The following is a 21201-nucleotide window of genomic DNA, read 5'->3' as shown; positions in this document are numbered from 1 at the left end:
AGCGTCGGGCCATGCCCGGCGGACGCATTACCGATGCACTGCCAACGGCGACGCCGCCAGCACGGTTGTCGCCCGCTCATGGCGCTGCAGCCAGCCCAGGGTGTGTGGGCAGCGGGCATGGATCAGCCGCCCGATCGCGGCCAGGTCGGCGCCGATGTCGCGCTCGAGGATGGGCTCGTGATGGGCGATGCGGTTGCGCAGGTGGCGGATGCGGCCAATATCCGCGTGGATGGCTTTCCGGATGACACTGGGGTGGGCGCAAGGCGCATGGCGCAGGACTCCGCTGAGTGCCGGTATCCACAGCGTGGAATCGAAGCGACATGTGAATAGCTGCTGCCAGAACACCATAGGCAGGCTGGCGACGATTTCAGGTGTATCGCTTGCGCGACTGGCAAGTTGTTCCAGTGCCGTGCGTGGAGAAGTACTGGACGAAGTTGGCAGCCTGCGTCTGAAGGCATCATTCCAGGGCCAACGTGGACCGTGCTGCCGAACAAGAACCATTGCCGCGGCGTTGCGGGTGACCACCTCGCACAGATGGACCGGCATCATCAGTGCACTGCACAGCCGCATGTTCCAGAGGTAGAGGGATTCGGCTGTGACGTCGGGGCCGCAGGTCGATGCGATTCTCTCGTAAGTAGACAGACGCTCCGCTGACAACGCGCGCCGCAGTACATCGTATGGAGCCATCGTCATGTGCGGTGGTGAAGGAGGGATCGATGTTCGCGAGAGTGGGCGGCGGCGACCATCAGGGAACGTCCTTGTCCGCGCGGCTGATTTTCTGCGTTTTGCCTCGGACGAATACCTGACCTGTCCTGTCGGATTTGGCCTTGACCGGCGATCTGGTCCTTGCCTAATCTGCGTGCCTGCGCCACCGGGACTCGCGGCTGGATTCCAGCTCCCCCTGGGGACAAACGGTTGTACCAAAGGGCCCTGCTAGCGGGGCCCTTTGTCTTTTCCGGGCCCGCCCCGCGCCGGCCATCCATCGCCCGTTCCGGGCAGGCTCACCGCCGTGCCGTTACCATGGCCCCCTGTATTCGGGCGGGTAAGCGCAATGGACAAGGTTTTCATCGAGGGGCTGACGATCGACGCCCTGATCGGTATCTACGATTGGGAACGACGGATCCGCCAGGACCTGGTGTTCGACCTGGAAATGGGCTTCGACAACCGTCGCCCCGCGGCCACCGACGACATCGCCCATACCCTGAACTACAAGGCGGTGAGCAAGCGCCTGGAGCAGTTCGTGCGCGAGTCGGAGTTCGGCCTGGTCGAGACGCTGGCCGAGCGCTGCGCGCAGATCGTGCTGGACGAATTCGACGTGAAGTGGCTGCGCCTGAAGCTGAGCAAGCCGGGCGCAGTGCGCGGCGCGCGCGCGGTGGGCGTGATCATCGAACGCACGCGGGACTGACCCGGTCGTGCCGGCCGCTGGCCGACAACCCCGGTAGTGCCGGCCGCTGGCCGGCAACCTTGGCAACAACGAAACAGACAGGAGACAACCGATGGTGGACGCGGTGGTGGCGGTACAGTGGCTGGAACGGCTGCAGAACACACTGGAACCCTATCCCGGCGCCTACCTGGCGTTGATGATCTCGGCGCTGCTGATCGCCGCTGGTCTGGCCAACTGGGTGACCAAGCGCATCCTGTTACGTGGCCTGCGGCGCCTGCTCAGCCGCCTCCCCGGCGCTGACACCGGCCGCGGCAGCCACCTGATGCGGGTGATCTCGCGCCTGTCCAACGTGGTGCCCAGCCAGGTGATCGCCTCGGGCATCCGCATCGTGCCGGACCTGCCGCCGGGCCTGGTCAGCTTCATCATCGGCGCCTGCCAGGCGTGGGCGATCCTGACCGTGGTGCTGGCCATCTCGCATGCGCTGGATGCGGCCAACGATCTGTACGAGCGCCGCCCCGAGGCATGCAACAAGCCGATCAAGGGCTACCTGCAGGTCGCCAAGATCGTCCTCTTCGTGATCGCCGGCCTGTCGATCGTTGCCACCCTGGCAGGCGTCGACCTGCGCTATCTGGTCACCGGCCTGGGCGCGGCCACGGCGGTGCTGATGCTGATCTTCCAGGACACCATCCTGTCGCTGGTGGCCAGCGTGCAGATCAGCGGCGATGGCCGGGTGCGCATCGGCGACTGGATCGAGATGCCCAGCCAGAACGCCGACGGCGACGTCATCGACATCGCGCTGCACAGCATCACCGTGCAGAACTTCGACAAGACCATCACCACCATCCCGACCAAGAAGCTGGTGACCGAGTCGTTCAAGAACTGGCGCGGCATGCAGGAGGCTGGTGGCCGCCGGATCAAGCGCGCGCTGTACCTGGACCAGCACAGCGTCGGCTTCCTGGACGAGGGCGACCTGGCCTTCCTCGGCCAGTTCGCGCTGCTGCGCGACTACCTGCGCGACAAGGAACAGGAACTGGGGCAGTGGAATGGGCGCCTGCGCGAGCAGGGCATGGCCGAGGTCAACAGCCGCCGGGTGACCAACCTGGGCACGTTCCGCGCGTATGTGGAGCGCTACCTGCGCAGCCATCCGGGCATCCATACCGACATGACCCTGCTGGTGCGGCAGCTGCAGCCGACCACCGAGGGCCTGCCGCTGGAGCTGTACTGCTTCACCCGCAGCACCGCCTGGGGCGAGTACGAGGCCGTGCAGTCGGACATCTTCGACCACCTGCTGGCGATCCTGCCGGCGTTCGGCTTGCGGGTGTTCCAAGCCTCCAGCGACGCCATGTTGATGGCCGGGCAGCGCCAGCTGGCCGGCTCGGAGTAAGCTGCGGTGGCCCCGGCGGAGCCATACGGACCCCGCTGGTGGCTGAAACTGAATGAAGAAACCTCTCGCCAAATGGCCCGGGATCGCTAGAATGCCGGGCTTGTAAACGTTTTCATCAAGGACTGCCGGTGGCCTCCGATCGCATCGAATCCCTCATTGCCCAGATGACCGTCGAGGAAAAAGTCGGCCAGCTGGGTGTCTTCGCGGACATGGTCCGCCCGTTCGCCCCGGACGTGAACCCGGAAGCCAACGTGCGCAATGCCGACCAGGTGCTGCAGCAGGTGCGCGAGGGCAAGGTCGGCTCGCTGTTCAATGGCGTGGGCGCCGAGCTGGGCCGTCGCATCCAGCAGGTCGCCACCGAGGAGAGCCGCCTGGGCATCCCGGTGATCCTGGCCGCCGACGTCATCCACGGCATGCGCACCGTGTTCCCGATTCCGCTGGGCGAGGCCGCCAGCTTCGAGCCGGACCTGGCCGAGCGCACCGCGCGCGCCACCGCCATCGAGGCCACGGCCGCTGGCCTGCACTGGACCTACGCCCCGGCCGTGGATATCGCCCGCGACCAGCGCTGGGGCCGTGGCGCCGAAGGGGCCGGTGAGGACGTGGTGCTGGGCTGTGCGTTCGCCGCCGCCCGCGTGCGCGGCTTCCAGGGCAGCGACCTGCGCGCCGCCGATTCGCTGCTGGCCACGCCGAAGCACTTCGCCGCCTACGGCGCGGTGATGGCCGGCATGGAATACAACATGGTGGACATCTCGCCGCAGACCCTGCGCGACGTGCACCTGCCACCGTTCAAGGCCGCCTTCGACGCCGGCGCGATCACCGTGATGTCCTCGTTCAATGACATCAACGGTGTGCCGGCCAGTGCCAACGCTGAACTGCTGACCGACATCCTGCGCGGCGAATGGAAGTTCCCGGGCGTGGTGATCTCCGACTACACCGCCGACATGGAGCTGGTCGCCCACGGCTATGCCGCCGACGACCGCGATGCCACCGCCAAGGCGTTCACCGCCGGCCTGGACCTGAGCATGCAGAGCGGCTTCTATGCTGAGCACCTGCCGGGCCTGGTCGAGAGCGGCGAGGTACCGATGGCGGTGCTGGATGAGGGCGTGCGGCGCATCCTGTGGCTGAAGGAAACCATCGGCCTGTTCGACGACCCGTACCGTTCGCTTGACCCGGCACGCGAAGCCGATACCTCGTACCTCGACGCGCATGACCAACTGTCGCGCGACGCCGCGCGGCGTTCGATCGTGCTGCTGAACAACCGTGACAACGTGCTGCCGCTGCAGAAGACCGGGCAGAAGATCGCGCTGATCGGCCCGTTCGTGCAGGACCGCGAGAACATCGAAGGCTGCTGGACGCTGTTCGGCGACAAGCAGCGTTACGTGGACCTGGAGACCGGCGTGCGTGCCGCCATCGGCGACGAAGCGCTGCTGGAAATCGTGCCGGGCTGCGAACTGGAAGCGGCCATTCCGGGCGGTACCGAAGCGGCGGTGGCTGCCGCGCTGCGCGCCGACGTGGTGGTGTTGGCGCTGGGCGAACCGCAGCGTTACAGCGGTGAAGCACAGTCGCGCGTGGAGATTACCCTGCCGCCGGCACAGCAGGCGCTGGCCGAGGCCGTGGCGATGACCGGCAAGCCGCTGGTGGTGCTGCTGCGCAATGGCCGCGCGCTGGCGCTGCAGGGCGCGGTGCGCAATGCACAGGCTGTGGCGGTGACCTGGTACCTGGGCACGCAGACCGGCCATGCCGTGGCCGATGTGCTGTTCGGCGACTACAGCCCGTCCGGCCGCCTGCCGGTCAGCTTCCCGCAGGTGTCCGGCCAGCAGCCGTACTTCTACAACCACCCGCGCACCGGTCGCCCGGAACTGCCGACGATGTCGGAGTTCAAGGCCCGCTGGCGCGAGATTCCGAACGAACCGCTGTACCCGTTCGGCCATGGCATCGGCTACACCACCTTCGCCTACGGCGTGCCGCAGCTGAGCACTGCACAGCTCGGCTGGGACGACACCCTGACCATCACCACCACGCTGACCAACACCGGCAGCGTTGCTGGCGAGGAAGTCGTGCAACTGTACATCCACGACCGTGTGGCCAGCCGCGTGCGTCCGGTGCGCGAACTGAAGGACTTCCGCAAGGTGGCACTGCAGCCGGGCGAGTCGACCGACGTGGTGTTCACCCTGACCCGCGAGCAGCTGGCGTTTACCGGCCGCGACGGCGTGCTGCGTGCCGAGCCGGGCCTGTTCGACCTGTGGGTGTGCGCGTCCTCGGCGGCTGGCGAAGCGGTGCAGTTCGAACTGCTGAAGGCCTGATTGAAGAAAAAGGGGACGGAGGGGATTAAGTCGTTAGTGGCACAAACGACTTAATCCCCTCCGTCCCCTTTTTGTTGCCGTCACTGTGGCGGCGCTACCATCGGGCTTCCTGTTTCGATGGAGTGCGCGCATGCGCCGGATGGCCTACCTGATTCCCGCCCTGATGCTGGCCGCCTGTTCGCAGCCGGCGGCACCGCCGGCCGAGCCTGCGGCGGATGCGCCGCCGCCGATGGAGGCCGGCGCGGCAGCGACGCCTGCCGCTGAACCGACAGCGCCGGCTGCTGGACCCGCCGACTTAGCACCGCCCGCACCGGCAGGCGGGGCGCCCGCCGAGGATGCGCGTGCGCGCATCGAGTCGCTGCTTGGCGATGCCGCGCAGTTCGAGAAGGTCTTCAATGCGTTCAAGACCGCCGTGGTTGGCGGGGATCGCGCTGCGGTGGTCGAGGAAGTGCGATTCCCGTTGAACATCAGCGGCGGAAAGAAGATCTCCGGCCCCGGAGAGTTCCAGCGCAACTACGAGAAGATCATCACGCCGGAGGTGGTCAAGGCGGTGTCCGGGCAGGACTTCGGCAAGGTGTTCGTCAACCAGCAGGGCGTGATGATCGGCAGCGGCCAGGTGTGGTTGAGCGGCCAGTGCCTGGACCAGGCCTGCACGAAGACCGAGGTGAAGGTCATCACCATCCAGTAAACGCAGACGGCCCCGCGTGCGGGGCCGTTTGGCAGGGTAGTGCCGGCCGCTGGCCGGCAACCGCCGGATGCCGGAAGGATCCAGGTGCCGGCCAGCGGCCGGCACTACCGGGGCATCAGGTCTTCGGGGTGAGCCTCAGCAGGCGCGCCTTGCTGCCGTCTTCCAGCAGCCACAGGGCGCCATCCGGACCCTGTTCCACTTCGCGGATGCGCTCGCCCATGCTGAAGCGCTCAGCTTCGCGCGCGCCGTCGCCATCAAAGGCCACACGCACCAGCGAGGTCGACGACAGGCCACCGATGAAGCCGCTGCCCTTCCACTGCGGGAACAGGTTGCCGCTGTAGATCACGAAGCCGGCCGGCGAGATCACCGGCGTCCAGGTCACCTTCGGGGCGGCGAATTCCGGACGCGTCTCGTGGTCAGGAATCGGTCGGCCGTCGTAATGGTCGCCGTTGGAGACGATCGGGTAACCGTAGTTGGCGCCGCGCACGATCAGGTTCAGTTCGTCGCCGCCGGCCGGGCCCATCTCGTGTGCCCACAGCTTGCCGTTGGCGTCGAAGGCCATGCCGAGGATGTTGCGGTGGCCCAGCGACCACACCTGCGCGGCCACGCCGCCCTGCGAGGCGAACGGGTTGTCGGCCGGCAGGCTGCCGTCATCGTTGAGGCGGATGATCTTGCCGAGGTTGCTGCCCATGTCCTGGGCCGGACCGAACTTCTGCCGCTCGCTGGAACTGATCCACAGCTTGCCGTCCGGGCCGAAGGCGAGGCGATGCCCGTAGTGACCCTCACCGCTGACCTTGGGGCTCTGCCGCCAGATCACCTTCAGGTCCTTCAGCTGGCCACCGCCGTTGGCATCCAGTGCCAGCGTGGCCCGGGCCACGGCAGCACCGCGGGTGTCCAGCGTGCCTTCCTCGGCGTAGCTGAGGTAGATCACGTGATTACTCGCGAATTGCGGGTGCAGGATCACGTCACCGAAGCCGCCCTGGCCGCCGTAAGCGACCTTCGGAACGCCGGTGATCTCATGCTTCTGGCCGCTGGCCAGGTCCAGGTGCTGCAGCTTGCCGCGCTTTTCGGTGACCAGCAGGCCGCCGTCCGGCAGGAAGGTCATCGCCCACGGCTGGTCGAACCGGCTGATTTCGGTGGCGGTGAACGGGCGCTGGTCGGCAGTGCTGGAGGCTGCGTACGCTGCGGTCTGGGCGCCGTTGGCGGCGGGGTCAGCCGCATTGCAGGCGGAGGTGGCAAGGATCGGCACCAGGCCGAGGGCGAGCAGCAGGGGCGTGCGGGTCATGGGTATCTCCAGTGCGGGGATGCGGATGGCCGGGCTGTCCCTTGTATACCACTGGTAGCGTGAGCGTCGTGGCCCGAAGGTCCTGCGCCCCCTGTGCGAGCGCGGCGGGATCGTCTAGGGTGGGCACGCCCGGGCAAAGCGTGCCCGTCTGCCTGCCAAGGACCTGCAATGAACACTGCCATGCCCCACAAGCCCTCCACCGCCTTCATCGCCGCCTCTTGGGTGGCCCTGATGCTGGGTGCGGCGGCCTACCTGATCGGCCTGTTCAACGCCACGATGGCGCTCAACGAGAAGGGCTACTACCTGACCCTGCTGCTGTTCGGCCTGTTCGCGGCGGTGTCGCTGCAGAAGAGCGTGCGCGACCGCGTTGAAGGCATTCCGGTGAGTGGCCTGTACTACGCGCTGTGCTGGTTCGCGTTGCTGTCGGCGCTGATGCTGCTGCTGGTTGGCCTGTGGAATGCCACGCTGGCACCGAGCGAGAAGGGCTTCTACGGCATGGCGTATGCACTGTCGCTGTTCGGCGCGGTGGCCGTGCAGAAGAACACCCGCGACCTGATCGCCGCCGGTGGTGGCGGGAGCAAGCACAGCGCGATCGTGCCGCCGCTGCCGGAACAGGAGTGATCGATCCGGTGTAGAGCCGAGCCATGCTCGGCTCAGTCGAGCATGGCTCGACGTTACAGACGTGGTGCGAGAGCCGAGCGTATCGGCTCTACAGAAGCATGGCGCTATCGCTTCAACAGCGGGTCCGCCAGGTGCGCTTCGTCCCAGCCACGGCGCACGGCATTGCGTGCCTGCGCCCATTCCAGCCGGCTGCGGCCACGCTCGCTGGCCCAGCGCGACTCCAGTTCAGCTTCGACCTGTTCGTAGGCGCGGATCATGTCCTGCGCACGCGCGGCGTGGCCGATGCGGTAGGCCGGCTCGTAGTCCTCGAAGAACAGCTGGTCGTCGTAGTACGGCTCGGCCGTGTAGCGCTCGCGCCAGTAGTTGCTGACCGCATCGCGCGGCGTGCTGTCGTCCGGTACGCGGCCGGGAATCTGGTACTCGGTCATGGAAGGCTCCGTTGTGGACGAAGCCTGATCCTGCCTGCGTGGCGGTTAACGGCCCGGTCCGGCAGCGTGATAACCAGATCAATCCGCCGGGCATGGCCCGGCGCTACCGGTCATCCGGCGTCGGCATCTTTTCGCGGCAGCTTGTAGATCACCGCGCCGATGGCGAACGCCACCAGCGCAGCAGCGATGTTCTGCCAGCTGGCACTGGCGAACAGCGCCAGGCACAGCAGCAGCGCCAGTACCGGAATCAGCGGGCCACCCGGCAGTTTCAGTGCGCCCGGCCGGTCCGCATAGCGCTTGGCCAGTACAAGGACTGCTGCTGCAGTGCCGATGTAGGCGAACAGGCGCGTCGTCATCGACAGCAGGGCCAGCTGCACGAACGAACCGGACAGGGCCAGGCCCAGCGCGATCAGGCCTTGGCACAGGATCGACGCGGCCGGCGTGTGGAAGCGCGGATGCACCTGCGCCAGGATCTTCGGCCCATAGCCATCGCGGGCCAGTGCGAACAGGAAGCGTGGGCCCATCATCATCGTGTTGCTGTTGGTGCCGAGGATGGAGATGGTGGCGCCGACCGTCAGGATCAGCGCCAGTGCTTCGCCGCCGAAGCCGGCAGCGGCATCGGCCAGCGGCGTGGCCGAGCTGGCCAGGCCGGCCAGCGTGCCCTGTGCCACCACCTGCACCGCGCCGTAGATGACGGTGACGGTGATGATCATGGTGATCAGGGCGAACGGAATATCGCGGCGCGGATTGCGGTATTCGCCGGCAGCGGCCGGGATGTTCTCGAAGCCCGCGTAGGCGTAAAGCAGCAGCAAGGCGGCTTCGCCCATGCGCTGCAGGTCATGCGGGTCCGGACGCTGGCCGGAGAAGGCCAGCTGTGGGTCGATGTAGAACGCACCGATGGCCACGAACAGCAGCAGCGGCAGCATCTTGCCGATCACCAGCACCACGCCGGTACGCGCGGCCGAGCGCACGCCGATGATGTTGACGCCGGTCAGGAAGCCCAGCGACACCACGATCACCGCGATGCGACCCATGCCGGCGCCGGCCCACGGCCAGAAACGCGCGACGGCATCGGCCAGCGCGTTGCTGAGTGCGGCCGCCGAGCTGATGCGGGTCAGCCAGATCATCCAGCCGATCTCGAAACCGGCGAAGCGCCCGAACGCTTCGCGTGCATACAGGTAGCTGCCGCCGGGTTCATCGAAGTAGCTGGCGGCCTGCGCATAGCACAGCACCAGCAAGGCCACGACGATGCCGGCGGCGACCACGCCCCACAGGCTGAAGGGGCCGAGCAGGGCGACGGTGGCGGCCGGCAGCAGGTAGATGCCGCTGCCGATCACATCGTTGATCGACAGGCCGACGATCTGCCAGCGGCTGACCGCGCGCTGCAGCTGCGGTTCGTCCTGCGTGCTCAACGGACGTCTCCGGCCAGCGCGGGCAGTTGCCACTGCGCCTGCAGGCGCTTGTACTCCGCGCGCGGCAGGAGCACGAAACGCGGCGCGTCCTGCGGCCGCAGCCAGTCCAGCAGTGCCTGCATGCGTTCCTGCGGCATGGCCGTGCAGCCGGCGGTGGCCTCGCCGGGCTGGCGCCACAGATGGGCGAAGATGCAGCTGCCCTTGCCGGGCTGGTTGTCCGGGTTGTGGGCGATCACGAAGCCCTCCCGGTAGCGCACGTCGCCCTTGTTGTGCAGATCCAGCCGCATCGGCTCGGTGGAGCCCTTGACCGCTGCATTGCCGACCTTCCTTTCATCAACGATGCGGTTGTAGAACGGCGAGGCGGGCACGTCCATGCAGTAGCTGCTGTCCAGCATCGGCTGGTAGGGCATGGCGGTGCCGCGGCGGGTGACGGCATAGCCGAACGCACTGCCGAGCGCGAATATGCCGGCCGGGCTGCGGCCATCGCCTTCCTGCTTCTGCGGGCCGTCGGCCTGCGCCGGGTGCAGGCCCAGGCCCCACGCACTGCCGGTGCGGCCGAGCGCCACGGGGAACGCCTGTCCATGCGCGTGCCAGCCCTTGCCGTCGCGCACATAGGCCTGCAGTTGCCCCTGGGTGCTGTCCCAGCCTTCGCCGGTGACCACGATCAGCTGGCGCGAGCCATCCAGCGGCGCCGCGTGAACGGACACCGCCGTAGCAAGCAGCAGTGCAGCGGTAGCGAGGCGAACCAGCGATTTCATCAACAGGTGCTCCGGTCAGGAATCCAGCAGGTGGTCGATCCGCTCCAAGTTCACCGCAAGCTGCTGCTGGCGGTCCGGATTGGTGTGGCAGAGCAGCACGAACAGGAAATCGAGCAGGGCGTGCATGGCGCTACGGTACAGCAGCTGCGCGACCTGCGGCGTGCGATCGTGCGCGCACACCACCAGCGCTGCGTCAGCATGCGCGCGCAGCGGGTTGGCGGTATGGCGGGTGATGGAAATCATCTTGCCACCCATGTCCTGGAACTGGCGCGACAGCTGCGATAGCTGCGGCAGGTTGCCGAATTCGGAGAACACCAGCAGCGCATCGCCCGGGCGCGCGGCCGAGAGGTTGGCCAGCATCAGGATCGGGTCGGTGTGGGGTACCACCAGCAGCCCGAGCAGCGACAGCCGCATGGCGAACTCGCGCGCGAACAGGCCGTCGTCACCCAGGCCGTAGACAAAGAGTTTGGGCGCACCGTCGAGCAGCTGCACGATGCGCTCGATCTCCCCGCGTGGGTTGGCCTGGCGGGTTTCCTCCTCGGCCTGCGCCTTGCTGCGGCGAAGGGCGTCGCCCAGGCGCAGGTAGTCATCGCCACTGTCGGGTTCGCTGGGGGCCTGCTGCGGATCGGCGCCAGCACGGGCGACATCCTGGCCGATGGAGTACTTCAGGTCCGGGTAGCCCTTGAAGCCGAGCTTCTGGCTGAACTTCACCACGCTGGACTGGCTGATGCCGAGCGCACTGGCCAGCTGCTGTGACGAGTAGTCGCGCAGCAGGTGCGCGTTGTCGAGGATGAAGTCGGCGATGCGGCGCTCGATGGCCGACATCTGCCCGCGCTCGGTGCGGATCTTCAGCAGGGGCGGCATGCGGGGTGTCCGGGCATGTGTGGGCGCGTTGCGGCTGGCAGCGTAGAGCGTGTCATGGAATGGGTCGAGCGGGTTCCAGCCTCGAAGAGGTTACGGAGCGCAGTTGTTGCTTTTGACGTTGAGTCCGCCTTCAAGCGAGCCGAGCACCGCAGGTCCGGCGAGGGCGAAGAGGCGCGGGTGTCCGAGCGCAGCGAGTTCCGCGCCGTCCCTCGGCGGACCGAGGAGCGCAGGGCACCGACGTGCGCAGCACGTCGGCTCGCGGCCGGCGGAGCGTTTCTTTTGGTTACTTTTCTTTTCGCGAAAAAAAAGTAACGCGCGACCCAACGTCAGTGGCACGCAACGTCAGCCGCAAGGCAGAAATCACCCCAGCATCTCCAGCCCACGCACCTCAGTAATGCCCAGCCCCGGCACGTCGCTGATGCTGATCTCCGATTCGTTGAAATGCACGCCGCCGCTGACCGGGTCGAACTGGCCCAGCGAGGGACCGTCGAGGTCGACCTTGGTGATCACATCACTCTTGGCCACGGCCAGGTGCACGGCGGCGGCCACGCTGATGCTCGATTCGATCATGCAGCCGATCATGCACGGCACGCCGTAGATGCCGGCGATGTCGGCGATGCGGATCGCGTTGGACAGGCCGCCGGTCTTCATCAGCTTGATGTTGATGATGTCGGCCGCGCGCTGCTGGATCAGGTCCATCACCTGGCTGGGGCTGAACACGCTTTCGTCGGCCATCACCGGCGTGTTGACGCGGTCGGTGACGTACTTCAGGCCGCTGATGTCGGCCGCTTTCACCGGCTGCTCCAGCAGTTCAAGCACCACTCCGGCGTCTTCCAGGGTACGCATCGCATGCACCGCCTGTTTGGCGGTCCAGCCCTGGTTGGCGTCCAGGCGCAGCAGGGCGCGGCCTTCCACGGCGGCATGGATCGCCTTGACCCGTTCGATGTCCAGGCCGATGTCCTTGCCGACCTTGATCTTCAGCGACTCGAAGCCGCGTTCGATCGCCGACAACGAGTCGGCCACCATCTTGTCGATGTAGTCCACGCTGATGGTGATGTCGGTGGTGATCACCGGGTCGCCGCCACCGAGCATCTGGTACAGCGGCGCACCGTGCAGCTGCGCCCACAGGTCGTACAGCGCGATCTCCACCGCCGCCTTGGCGCTGGTGTTGCGCTCCATCGCGGTCTGCACCAGCGTGCACAGATGGTTGAGGTTGACCACGTCCTGGCCGATCAGGCGCGGGGCGATGAAGTGGCGGATCGCCTCGATGATCGAGCCGTGCGTATCGCCGGTGATCACCGCGGTGGCCGGGGCTTCACCATAGCCGGTGTTGCCGCTGTCGGTGCGGATCAGTACGACCACGTCTTCCACGGTTTCCACTGTGCGCAGCGCGGTCTTGAACGGTGTCTTCAACGGCACGCGCAGCATGCCCAGTTCGATGGCGGTGATCTTCATTCAGGAGTCTGGGCCCGCAGGCGCTGGATGTTGGTGATGCGGTCGATGTAGCGGACGGTGTCGCTGGCCATCATCGGCTCCAGCGGCGTGACCGAAACACCATTGAGATGGGCCTGCACGCGCGTGCCGTCGGCACCGAACCAGCTGCCGCCCGCCGTATCGTGGATCACCCAGGTGCGGCCGTCGACGTGGCCGATGGCCATCATTACGTGGCCGGGGATGTAGACCAGGTCGCCGACCTGTAGTTCGGTGACCGCACGGTCGCGCGCGGCCTTGCCGACCTTCTCGGTGAACGGCAGGCGATCCAGTGCCGGGCTGACCGCCTGTGCACTGGTATTGCGCGGCAGCAGCACGCCGAAGCTGCGGTAGATCTCGGAAACGAAACCGCTGCAGTCGCGCGTGTCGTAGTCGTGGCCCCAACCGTAGCGCTCGCCGAGGAACTTGAAGGCCTGCTGCAGCAGCAGGCGCGGGGTCAGCGGCAGGTAGTCGGCGGCGGTGTCCTGCGAGCGCGGCAGCAGCGCCGGTACGAGCTTCAGACGCCCGTCGACCTCGCGCACCGGCAGCTGCACCACCCACGAGGCATGCGCCTGCTGGCCGTTCACCGGTTCTGAAGCGGGCCAGTCGGCCAGCACCGGCAGGCGTACGCCCATGTCCAGCTGCAGGCGCGATACGCGCGGTTCCTCCGGGGTGTAGGCGGTCTGCGCGGTGGCGCCGGTGACGATCCGGTACGGGCCCTTCGTGCCATAGCCGAGCACCGTGGCCTTGTCGCCGCTGGCGATGGCGTCGGCTTCGATCCATGCGCTGTAGCGCTCGCTGTGCACGAACAGCCAGCGGCCGTCCGCACTGCGGTGAACCACCGCGACCTTGTCGCCGGGGAACAGCGCCGATTCCTGGAAGCGGTCGATGTCGGTGTCACCGACGGTGCTGAAGACGCGCTCGCGGGTGGGGAAGGTGCGCAGTGCGGCACGCTTCACCACCAGCCCGTAGGCCGGTGCCACCTGGGCGGGAATCGCATCAAGGCCGAGGTTGGCTTCGATCGCGCTGCGCAGGGCCGGCGCGATGGGCGTGCCCTTGTCGCTGTAGAGGGTGCGCGTGGGCCAGCTCGACAGCGCGGTGATGCTGGTACGCACCGTCGCCGCATCAAGCTGGGCGGGCAACGCCGCGATGTCCTGGATGTGGCTGTCCTGCGCCCGCATCCGTGCGTTCTGTGCCTCGATCTGCGCGCGGTCCAGAATCGGCGCATCGGCGTTGTCCAGGCGCGCGGCCCAGTACTGCGGGGTGAGGTAGGCCTCGTGCAGGCCGATCACATAGGGCAGCGGCGCACCCGGGTCGGGCGGTGGGGCCGCCTGTGCAAAGGCCGGAGCGGCCAGCAGGCACAGGGCCAGGGTCAAGCGGCGCGGCCAATGCCGGTGCCGTTCGCGGGAAGCCAGGCTCATGCGGTGCACACCCTCCTCGAATGCCTGTTGGAATATTTATTCCTTTTGGCTACGAAAGCAAGAATAAATTATTGACCGACATCCCGGCCCGTGTTACACAGCCATTACCACCCGCGCTGGGGAAGTGTCGCTGTGGATCCTGCCGTTCGCAAACCGCGTCTGCCTGCCGCCGGCCTGTGTGCCGTGCTGCTGCTGTGGGTGTCGGCCACGCAGGCGACGGATGGGCATAGCAGCCAGCAGCGGGCGCGCCAGACGCAGGTGATCGACCTGATCGACAGCGGTCGCTTCAGCGATACCGAAGCGCTGCTGGGAACGGCAGGCGATACCACCGAGGGGTCCTTCCAGCGCGAGCGCATGCGCCGCATCCGCCTGGATTTTTCCCTCGACGAGGCCGCTGCCAAGGCGGCCGTGCGCCGCTGGATTCCCGATCTGACCGACGAGGAATTCGCGCGCTGGGACCAGCTCGGCCTGATCGAGCATCTCGATATCGATGGCGAGCGTTGGTACTTCAAGCGCGCACCCTCGAACCTGTTCCTGCTCAGCGACGAAGCACGCGCGCGCCGCCGCACGGATGCACCGATGCCGCCTCCGGGCCCCAACGAAGTGCTCAACGCCCACCACGCAGGCGTGGTTGCCGCGGCCGAACAGAGTGGCCAGGCGTCGGTACTGCCGCAGCGCTACGAATTCACCCAGTCGCTCACGGTAAAGGCCGACGCCGTCCCGGCCGGCGAAACTGTACGGGCCTGGATTCCGTACCCGCGCGAAATCCCCGGGCAGCAGGAACAGGTGCAGTGGCTGGGCAGCACCCCGGGCAAGGCGCGGGTGGCACCGGCCAGTACCCTGCAGCGCACCGCCTACCTGGAAGCCAAGGCAGTGGCTGGGCAGCCGACGCGCTTCGAGATCCGCTACGCGGTCACGATCCTCGCCCGGCATACCGCGATCGACCCGGCCAAGGTACAGCCGACTCCGACCGACCCGGCACTGAAGCCGTATCTGGCCGAGCAGCTGCCGCATGTGCGTTTCACTCCGGCGCTGAAGCTGTTCTCCGACCAGGTACTGCAGGGCGAGACACGTCCGTATGAAGTGCTGCGCAAGCTGTTTGCTGCCGTGGATCGCATTCCCTGGGCCGGTGCGCGCGAATACTCCACGCTCAGCAACATCAGCGATTACGCGCTGCATGCCGGCCATGCCGACTGCGGCCAACAGACCCTGCTGCTGATCGCGCTGCTGCGCATGAACGGCATTCCCGCGCGCTGGCAGTCGGGCATGGTGTTCTCCGGCGATGGCAGCGGCTACAACAACCTGCATGACTGGGGGCAGGTCTACCTGGCGCCGTATGGCTGGCTGCCGATGGACGTGACCACCGGCGCACTGGCCAGCGATGTGCCGGCCCTGCGCAACTTCTACCTGGGTGGCCTCGACGGCTACCGCATCGCCTTCAACGATGATTTCGGCCAGCCCTTCGTGCCGGCCAAGCAGCACTTCCGCTCGGAAACGGTCGACTCGCAGCGCGGCGAGGCCGAGTGGGCAGGCGGCAACCTGTACTTCGACCAATGGAGCTACGACTTCCAGTGGCGGGTACTGCCAGCCAGGCAACGCTAGCGCGACACACCGCATTCCACACCATTCAATTCTTGCAGGAGAGAGCAGGGGATGAAGGCTCACAGCATCAAGCGGGCGGCATTGTGCGTCGCCCTTGGGGCGTGTCTGGGCGTAGTGCTGCCCGGCATCGCGATGGCACAGAACGTGAGCGGCGCAGTTGCTGGCCGTGCAACCGCAGGCGACCAGGTGACCGTGGTCAGCAACAGTACGGGTCTGACCCGTACCGTCACCGTCGGCGCCGACGGCAGCTACCGCCTCGGCCAGCTGCCGGTAGGTGACTACCAGCTGCAGCTCAGCCGCGATGGCCAGAAGCTGGGCGATCAGATTGCTGTCAGTGTGGCAGTAGGCGGAACCACCACGGTCAACCTGGCCAGTGGCGGCGGCGTCACCAATCTCGATGCGCTGCAGGTGGTCGGCACCCGCGTGGTCAACCGCGTGGATGTCTACTCCACCGAGACATCCTTCAACATCAACCGCCAGGAGATCTCGCGGCTGCCGGTGGCACAGGACCTGTCTGCGGTCGCGCTGATGGCGCCGGGCGTGGTCGGCGGCAACTCGTCATTCGGCGGTCTGTCATTCGCTGGTTCATCGGTGGCCGAGAATGCGGTCTTCATCAATGGCCTGAATGTCACCGACATGTATACCCGTCGCGGCTTCAGCACCGCGCCGTTCGCCTTCTTCAAGGAGTTCCAGGTCAAGACCGGTGGCTATTCGGTCGAGTTCGGCCGCTCCACCGGTGGCGTGATCAATGCGGTGACCCGTTCGGGCAGCAACGAATTCGAGGGCGGTGTTGAAGTCACCGCCGAGCCCAGTGCGTGGCGCGCCAGTGGCGGCGATCATTTCCACCGCGACGGCACCCCGCATTCCTACGGCAGCCGCGACAACAACTCCTTCCTGAAGACCAACGTGTGGGGCTCCGGCCCGATCGTCAAGGACAAGCTGTTCCTGTTCGCGATGTACGAAGACCGCAGCGACAAGGGACACAACACCTCGTCCGATGGCAGTACCTGGTTCAAGAACGATTCCGGCAACGGCTTCTGGGGCACCAAGCTGGACTGGAACATCAACGACAACCACAGCCTGGCGCTGCTGGCGTTCTCGGATGAGGGCGATGTCACCAATGCGTCGTACGGCTACAACTGGAACGCCGACGAGCTCGGTGCATGGGGCGGTGATTCGGTCACCGAGACGGGGGGACGCAACTGGTCGGCCACCTACACCGGCCACTTCGGACAGAACTTCACCGCACGCGCCATGGTCGGCCAGAACAACCAGCGTGCGTTCACCAATTCATCGCTGGATCAGGCCTGCAGCCCCGTGTTCACCGACAGTACCTACGGCCCGCGCCTGGGCAAGCTGCAGGGCCTGCGCGCAGGCTGCCACCCCACGGGCACGGCAGTGGCCGAGCGTGACGATACCCGTGACGTGGCGCGACTGGACTTCGAATGGCAGCTGGGTGACCACCTGCTGCGCTTCGGTGTCGACCGTGAGCTGATGACCACAAAGCAGTCCACCCGCTACCCCGGCCCGACCGAACTGAGCTACACCGCCTACGTGGCGCGCCCCGGCGATGAAGTCTGGGACGGTGCCAATGCCTACGTACCGGCTGGCGTTACCGAAATGCTGCGTGCGCGCAACCGCAAGTCGGGCGGCACGTTCGAGACCGAAGCCAATGCGCTGTACGTGGAAGACATCTGGAACATCACCCCGAACCTGATGCTGAACCTGGGCGTGCGCTGGGACCGTTTCGAGAACCGTACCGCCGCCGGCAAGGCGTTCATCAAGATGGATGACCTGATCGCACCTCGCGTCGGCTTCTCGTGGGACATGCGCGGTGATGGCAGCACCAAGCTGTTCGGCAACGCCGGCCGCTACTACCTGCCTGTCACCAACAACATCAACGTGAATTTCGCAGGTGGCCTGACCGACGAGTACAGCTACTACGTGCTCAATGGCTGGGAGCGGAAAACCTCGCCGACCGGCTCACCGTACATGGCACCGGTCGTCGGCCAGCAGATCGGGCCGACCGACACCCGCATGAACACCGGCGGTGCCGACCTGCGCCAGAGTGTGGATCGCGACCTTAAGGCGGTCTACCAGGACGAGTACATCCTGGGCTTCCAGAACATGATCAACCAGGCATGGTCGTGGGGCGTCAACGCCACCTATCGACGTATGACCCGTGCGCTGGACGACATCCGCATCAATTACACCCCATGCGGCCCGACCCCCAGCACGCTGTGGCCGATCGCCAACCCGGGCGAGAGCCTGACGATCTGGGGCGACAAGAGCATCGGCTGCGCCAACGAAGGCTGGATCACCATTGACACCGCCAACAGCGGCTATCGGAAGGGCGGCAGCGGCGAGGTGATCGGTTACTCCAAGCCCAAGCGCACCTACAAGGCATTGGAGTTCCAGATCGACCGTGCCTGGGACGAGAAGTGGATGTTCAACGCGTCCTACCTGTGGTCGAAGAGCGAGGGCAATTTCGAAGGCCCGGTGAATTCCGATACCAACTACGGCGACACCGGCATGGTCCAGTTCTGGGACCATCCGGCCACCAACGAGCGCTATGGCGTGCTGTTCAACGACTTCCGCCACCAGTTCAAGCTGCGTGCCGCTTACGCGCTGAACAAGCAATGGTCGTTCGGTACCACGCTGCAGGTGCAGTCCGGTGGTCCGATCACTGCCTACGGCGTGATGTGGCCAAACGATTCCATCGCCGGTGGCAGTACTTCCAGCGAGGGTAGCGGCGGTGGTACCGGCTGGCTGTGCGTGGCCAACTGTTCCGGCCCGTACAACCAGCGGCAGTTCGAGTACAGCCCACGCGGTGCGTTCGGTCGCCTGCCGTGGACCTGGACCATGGGCGCCAACGTGACCTGGCGTTTGCCGGTGGAGGGCATCGATCTCAGTGCACGGCTGTCGGTGTACAACCTGTTCAACAACCAGAAGACCATCAACGTGCACCAGCGCTATGAAGCGCAGCCCGGCCAGTACCGCGAAGCGACGTTCGCCACCGGGACGCGCTGGCAGGCCCCTCGCTATACACAGCTGGTGGTGACCTGGAACTTCTGAGGCCACGATCCGCGCCGCCCACCGTGACGGCGCGGGCAATGGAGGGGCTGCGCGCATGTACCACCTGCTGATCGTCGCGGCGGCACTGGCCGCACCGTCCGCTTCGCCGACCGATATCGCCTCCCTCGATGCCGACGTCGCCGCCGTGGTCCAGCACGAGCACCTGCCCGGGCTGGCCATGGCGGTGGTCGACAACGGGCAGGTGGTCTATCGCCACGCCGAAGGCGCGCGTGGCGACGGCGGCCGCATCGACCAGGACACGCTGTTCAAGATCGCCTCCAACAGCAAGGCGATGACCGCCGCGCTGCTGGCGCGGCTGGTGCAGCAGGGCAAGCTGCGCTGGGAGGATCCGGTGCAGCAATATCTGCCGGGCTTCCGCATGCACGATGCATGGGTTGGCCAGCAGATGCAGGTGCGCGACCTGCTGATCCACAACAGCGGCCTGGGCCTGGGCGCCGGTGACCTGATGCTGTGGCCGGAGCCGAACGCGTTCACCCGTGCCGACATCATCGCGGGGCTGGCGCACCTGAAGCCGGTCAGCAGTTTCCGCAGCCGCTACGCCTACGACAACCTGATGTACGTGGTGGCCGGCGAAGTGGCGGCGGCAGCCGGTGGCAAGCCGTATGACCAGCTGATGCGCGAGCAGGTGTTCGAACCACTTGGCATGACCCGCTGCCAGGTGGGGACGTGGTCGGTGAAGCGCGTGGGCAACGTGGCGCAGCCGCATGCCTGGCGCGGTGATCGCAACGCGGTAGTGAACGCGGATGGGGCGATCAGCCCGGACCTGCCCTCGATGGCCGCCGGCGGCATCCGCTGTTCGCTGCGCGACATGACGCGCTGGATGCAGGTGCTGCTCGATCCCGCCCTGGCACCTGGCTGGTTGGACGCTGAGCAGCGCCGTACGCTGTGGACCCTGCACATGCCGATGGCGCTGGGTGAACGCCAGCGGCGTTGGGACAACGCGCATTTCCATGGCTACGGCTATGGCTGGCGGGTGTCGGACATGGATGGGCAGTGGAAGGTGGCGCACACCGGCACCCTGTCGGGCATGTACTCGTCGCTGGCGCTGTTGCCTGACCGCAAGGTGGGCGTGGTGATGCTGATCAACGGTGAAGGCGAGGATGCGCGCACCGCATTGATGCAGGCCGCACTGAAACGCTTCACCGCCCCCGATGATGCGCGCCCGGCGATGGAATACCTGGCCGAACTGAAGGCGGACCAGGCCGCTCGTGCGGCAACCGGGCACCAGCGGCCGCCGACGTCGGATGCGCGGCAGGCGTCGGCTTCCGATCTGCCGCGTTGGCAGGGACGCTACAGCGATCCCTGGCTGGGGCCCGCATCGCTGTGCCCAGGCAAGGACGGCCTGCGCTTCAGCGTGGACAAGTCGCCCCGCCTGCAGGGGGCCGTGCTGCAGCTGCAGGGGCGCTGGCTGCTGCGCTGGGATACGCTGGGTGACGATGCACAGGCGTGGCTGCGGCCGGGCGAGGGCCCGGCACCGGCACTGGACCTGCGCGCCATCGATCCGGACATCGACTTCAGCTATGACTTCCAGGACCTGCATTTCACTCGTACTGGCGATTGCCCTGGCGGCGACCACCGGCGCCGCTGAGCCGCCGCGCGTTTTACCGGCCACCGACGCGGCCAGCGCCGGGCTGGTGGAGATCCGTACGTTGTCGCCGCGCATCGACCTGGACATCCGCTATGCGGGTGCCAACAACTTCACCGGCGCGCGCGTGCCCGGCTACGAGGCGCCTTCGTGCTACCTGCTGGCGCCGGTGGCGAAGGCGCTGGCCGAGGTGGAACAGGACCTGCGCGCCGATGGTTTCGGCCTGCGCCTCTACGACTGCTACCGGCCGGTGCGTTCGGTGCAGGCCTTCATGGCCTGGGTGAACGATCCGCGCGAGCTCTCGCGCAAGGCACAGCAGTATCCGGACCTGGACAAGCCGCGCCTGCTGGCCGATGGCTACATCGCCGAGCGCTCCGGCCACAGCCGCGGTGCCACGGTGGATCTGGGCCTGCTGGATTGTCGCAGCGGTGCATGTGCGCCGTTGGACATGGGCACTGACTTCGACTTCTTCGGGCCACGTGCGCATACGCAGACGAGCGGGCTGAGTGAAACGCAGCAGGCAAACCGGCGGCAACTGGTGCAGGCAATGGCACGGCGCGGTTTCGCGAACTACCCGCAGGAGTGGTGGCACTACACCCTGCAGCCCGAACCGGATCCCGGCACCGCGTACGACGTCCCGGTACGGTAGGGGCATCGGCAGGGCTGCGCCCTGCACCCGCGGTAGTGCCGGCCGCTGGCCGGCAACATCAGACGCAACAGCAACAGCGTGCATTCCGTGGGATGGCGGGGTGGGTCCGGTTTCGGGGGACGCTGCAAGTCCCCCTCCGGGGCCCGGCGCAGCCGCTGGCGGCTGTGCGTTCGGGCGCTTGCGAAGCAGTGCTTCGCAAGCAAAGCGCCCTCACCCATGCAAGCTCGGTCGCCGCTTGCTCGTGTGCGCTG

Annotated in this window: 17 protein-coding genes; 9 read left to right on the top strand and 8 right to left on the bottom strand. The window is 66.7% G+C overall.

Going from position 1 to position 21201, the window contains the following annotated elements; genetic code table 11:
- Nucleotides 1-27 precede the first annotated feature (27 nt).
- Complete coding sequence (locus BN1263_RS12335; RefSeq protein WP_058981475.1) at nt 28-693, bottom strand: hypothetical protein; 666 nt, start codon at nt 691-693, stop codon at nt 28-30.
- Nucleotides 694-1051: 358 nt separating this feature from the next.
- Here BN1263_RS12335 and folB point away from each other — a divergent pair, with 358 nt between their 5' ends.
- The 4 genes from folB to BN1263_RS12315 all read left to right on the top strand — a co-directional run bounded on the left by folB (nt 1052) and on the right by BN1263_RS12315 (nt 5759).
- Entirely contained in the window at nt 1052-1405 is a 354-nt protein-coding gene (folB, locus tag BN1263_RS12330; protein ID WP_005407807.1) for a dihydroneopterin aldolase, read from the top strand.
- Nucleotides 1406-1496: 91 nt separating this feature from the next.
- Nucleotides 1497-2768 (top strand): mechanosensitive ion channel family protein, encoded by a 1272-nt coding sequence (locus tag BN1263_RS12325; RefSeq protein ID WP_058981473.1) that lies wholly within the window; start codon nt 1497-1499, stop codon nt 2766-2768.
- Between the two features lie 128 nt (nt 2769-2896).
- Nucleotides 2897-5071 carry a glycoside hydrolase family 3 N-terminal domain-containing protein gene (locus BN1263_RS12320; protein ID WP_058981470.1) on the top strand — a complete coding sequence of 725 codons (2175 nt, stop codon included), beginning with the start codon at nt 2897-2899 and terminating at the stop codon, nt 5069-5071.
- 130 nt (nt 5072-5201) lie between these two features.
- Nucleotides 5202-5759: a hypothetical protein gene (locus BN1263_RS12315; RefSeq protein ID WP_058981468.1), complete on the top strand. Its 558-nt coding sequence runs from the start codon at nt 5202-5204 to the stop codon at nt 5757-5759.
- Between the two features lie 115 nt (nt 5760-5874).
- Here BN1263_RS12315 and BN1263_RS12310 read toward each other — a convergent pair whose 3' ends face one another.
- Nucleotides 5875-7044 (bottom strand): PQQ-dependent sugar dehydrogenase, encoded by a 1170-nt coding sequence (locus BN1263_RS12310; RefSeq protein ID WP_058981465.1) that lies wholly within the window; start codon nt 7042-7044, stop codon nt 5875-5877.
- Between the two features lie 168 nt (nt 7045-7212).
- On the opposite strand from BN1263_RS12310, the gene yiaA reads away from it, so the two are divergent.
- The gene (gene yiaA / locus BN1263_RS12305) at nt 7213-7665 is read left to right on the top strand and encodes an inner membrane protein YiaA (RefSeq protein ID WP_058981464.1); all 453 of its coding nucleotides are present in this window, start codon (nt 7213-7215) and stop codon (nt 7663-7665) included.
- Nucleotides 7666-7769: 104 nt separating this feature from the next.
- Here the strand turns inward: yiaA and BN1263_RS12300 are convergent, their stop codons facing one another.
- The 6 genes from BN1263_RS12300 to BN1263_RS12275 all read right to left on the bottom strand — a co-directional run bounded on the left by BN1263_RS12300 (nt 7770) and on the right by BN1263_RS12275 (nt 14018).
- Complete coding sequence (locus BN1263_RS12300; protein WP_019662206.1) at nt 7770-8093, bottom strand: hypothetical protein; 324 nt, start codon at nt 8091-8093, stop codon at nt 7770-7772.
- A 110-nt stretch (nt 8094-8203) separates the two neighbouring features.
- Nucleotides 8204-9505, bottom strand: coding sequence for an APC family permease (locus BN1263_RS12295; protein ID WP_058981462.1), 1302 nt, complete (start codon nt 9503-9505; stop codon nt 8204-8206).
- Nucleotides 9502-10263, bottom strand: coding sequence for a L,D-transpeptidase family protein (locus BN1263_RS12290; RefSeq protein WP_058981460.1), 762 nt, complete (start codon nt 10261-10263; stop codon nt 9502-9504). Before BN1263_RS12290 ends, BN1263_RS12295 begins: the two co-directional genes overlap by 4 nt.
- 15 nt (nt 10264-10278) lie before the next feature.
- Complete coding sequence (locus BN1263_RS12285; RefSeq protein WP_058981458.1) at nt 10279-11127, bottom strand: MurR/RpiR family transcriptional regulator; 849 nt, start codon at nt 11125-11127, stop codon at nt 10279-10281.
- Between the two features lie 360 nt (nt 11128-11487).
- Nucleotides 11488-12582 (bottom strand): dipeptide epimerase, encoded by a 1095-nt coding sequence (locus BN1263_RS12280; RefSeq protein ID WP_058981456.1) that lies wholly within the window; start codon nt 12580-12582, stop codon nt 11488-11490.
- Nucleotides 12579-14018 (bottom strand): C40 family peptidase, encoded by a 1440-nt coding sequence (locus tag BN1263_RS12275; protein ID WP_058981454.1) that lies wholly within the window; start codon nt 14016-14018, stop codon nt 12579-12581. The genes BN1263_RS12280 and BN1263_RS12275 overlap by 4 nt, the downstream gene beginning before the upstream one ends.
- Before the next feature lie 132 nt (nt 14019-14150).
- On the opposite strand from BN1263_RS12275, the gene BN1263_RS12270 reads away from it, so the two are divergent.
- The 4 genes from BN1263_RS12270 to BN1263_RS12255 are packed head-to-tail and all read left to right on the top strand — an operon-like array spanning nt 14151 to nt 20950.
- Nucleotides 14151-15620, top strand: coding sequence for a transglutaminase-like domain-containing protein (locus BN1263_RS12270; protein WP_058981452.1), 1470 nt, complete (start codon nt 14151-14153; stop codon nt 15618-15620).
- A 51-nt stretch (nt 15621-15671) separates the two neighbouring features.
- Nucleotides 15672-18695: a TonB-dependent receptor gene (locus BN1263_RS12265; protein ID WP_058981451.1), complete on the top strand. Its 3024-nt coding sequence runs from the start codon at nt 15672-15674 to the stop codon at nt 18693-18695.
- A 55-nt stretch (nt 18696-18750) separates the two neighbouring features.
- Nucleotides 18751-20304, top strand: a complete 1554-nt coding sequence (locus BN1263_RS12260) for a serine hydrolase domain-containing protein (protein ID WP_058981449.1) — start codon at nt 18751-18753, stop codon at nt 20302-20304.
- Entirely contained in the window at nt 20237-20950 is a 714-nt protein-coding gene (locus BN1263_RS12255) for a M15 family metallopeptidase (RefSeq protein WP_058981446.1), read from the top strand. The genes BN1263_RS12260 and BN1263_RS12255 overlap by 68 nt, the downstream gene beginning before the upstream one ends.
- Nucleotides 20951-21201 lie beyond the last annotated feature (251 nt).

Source organism: Stenotrophomonas thermophila, assembly GCF_001499715.1.
Taxonomy (GTDB): domain Bacteria; phylum Pseudomonadota; class Gammaproteobacteria; order Xanthomonadales; family Xanthomonadaceae; genus Stenotrophomonas; species Stenotrophomonas hibiscicola.
The sequence above is the reverse complement of the archived record's forward strand: the minus strand, read 5'-3'. Positions and strand labels throughout refer to the sequence as shown.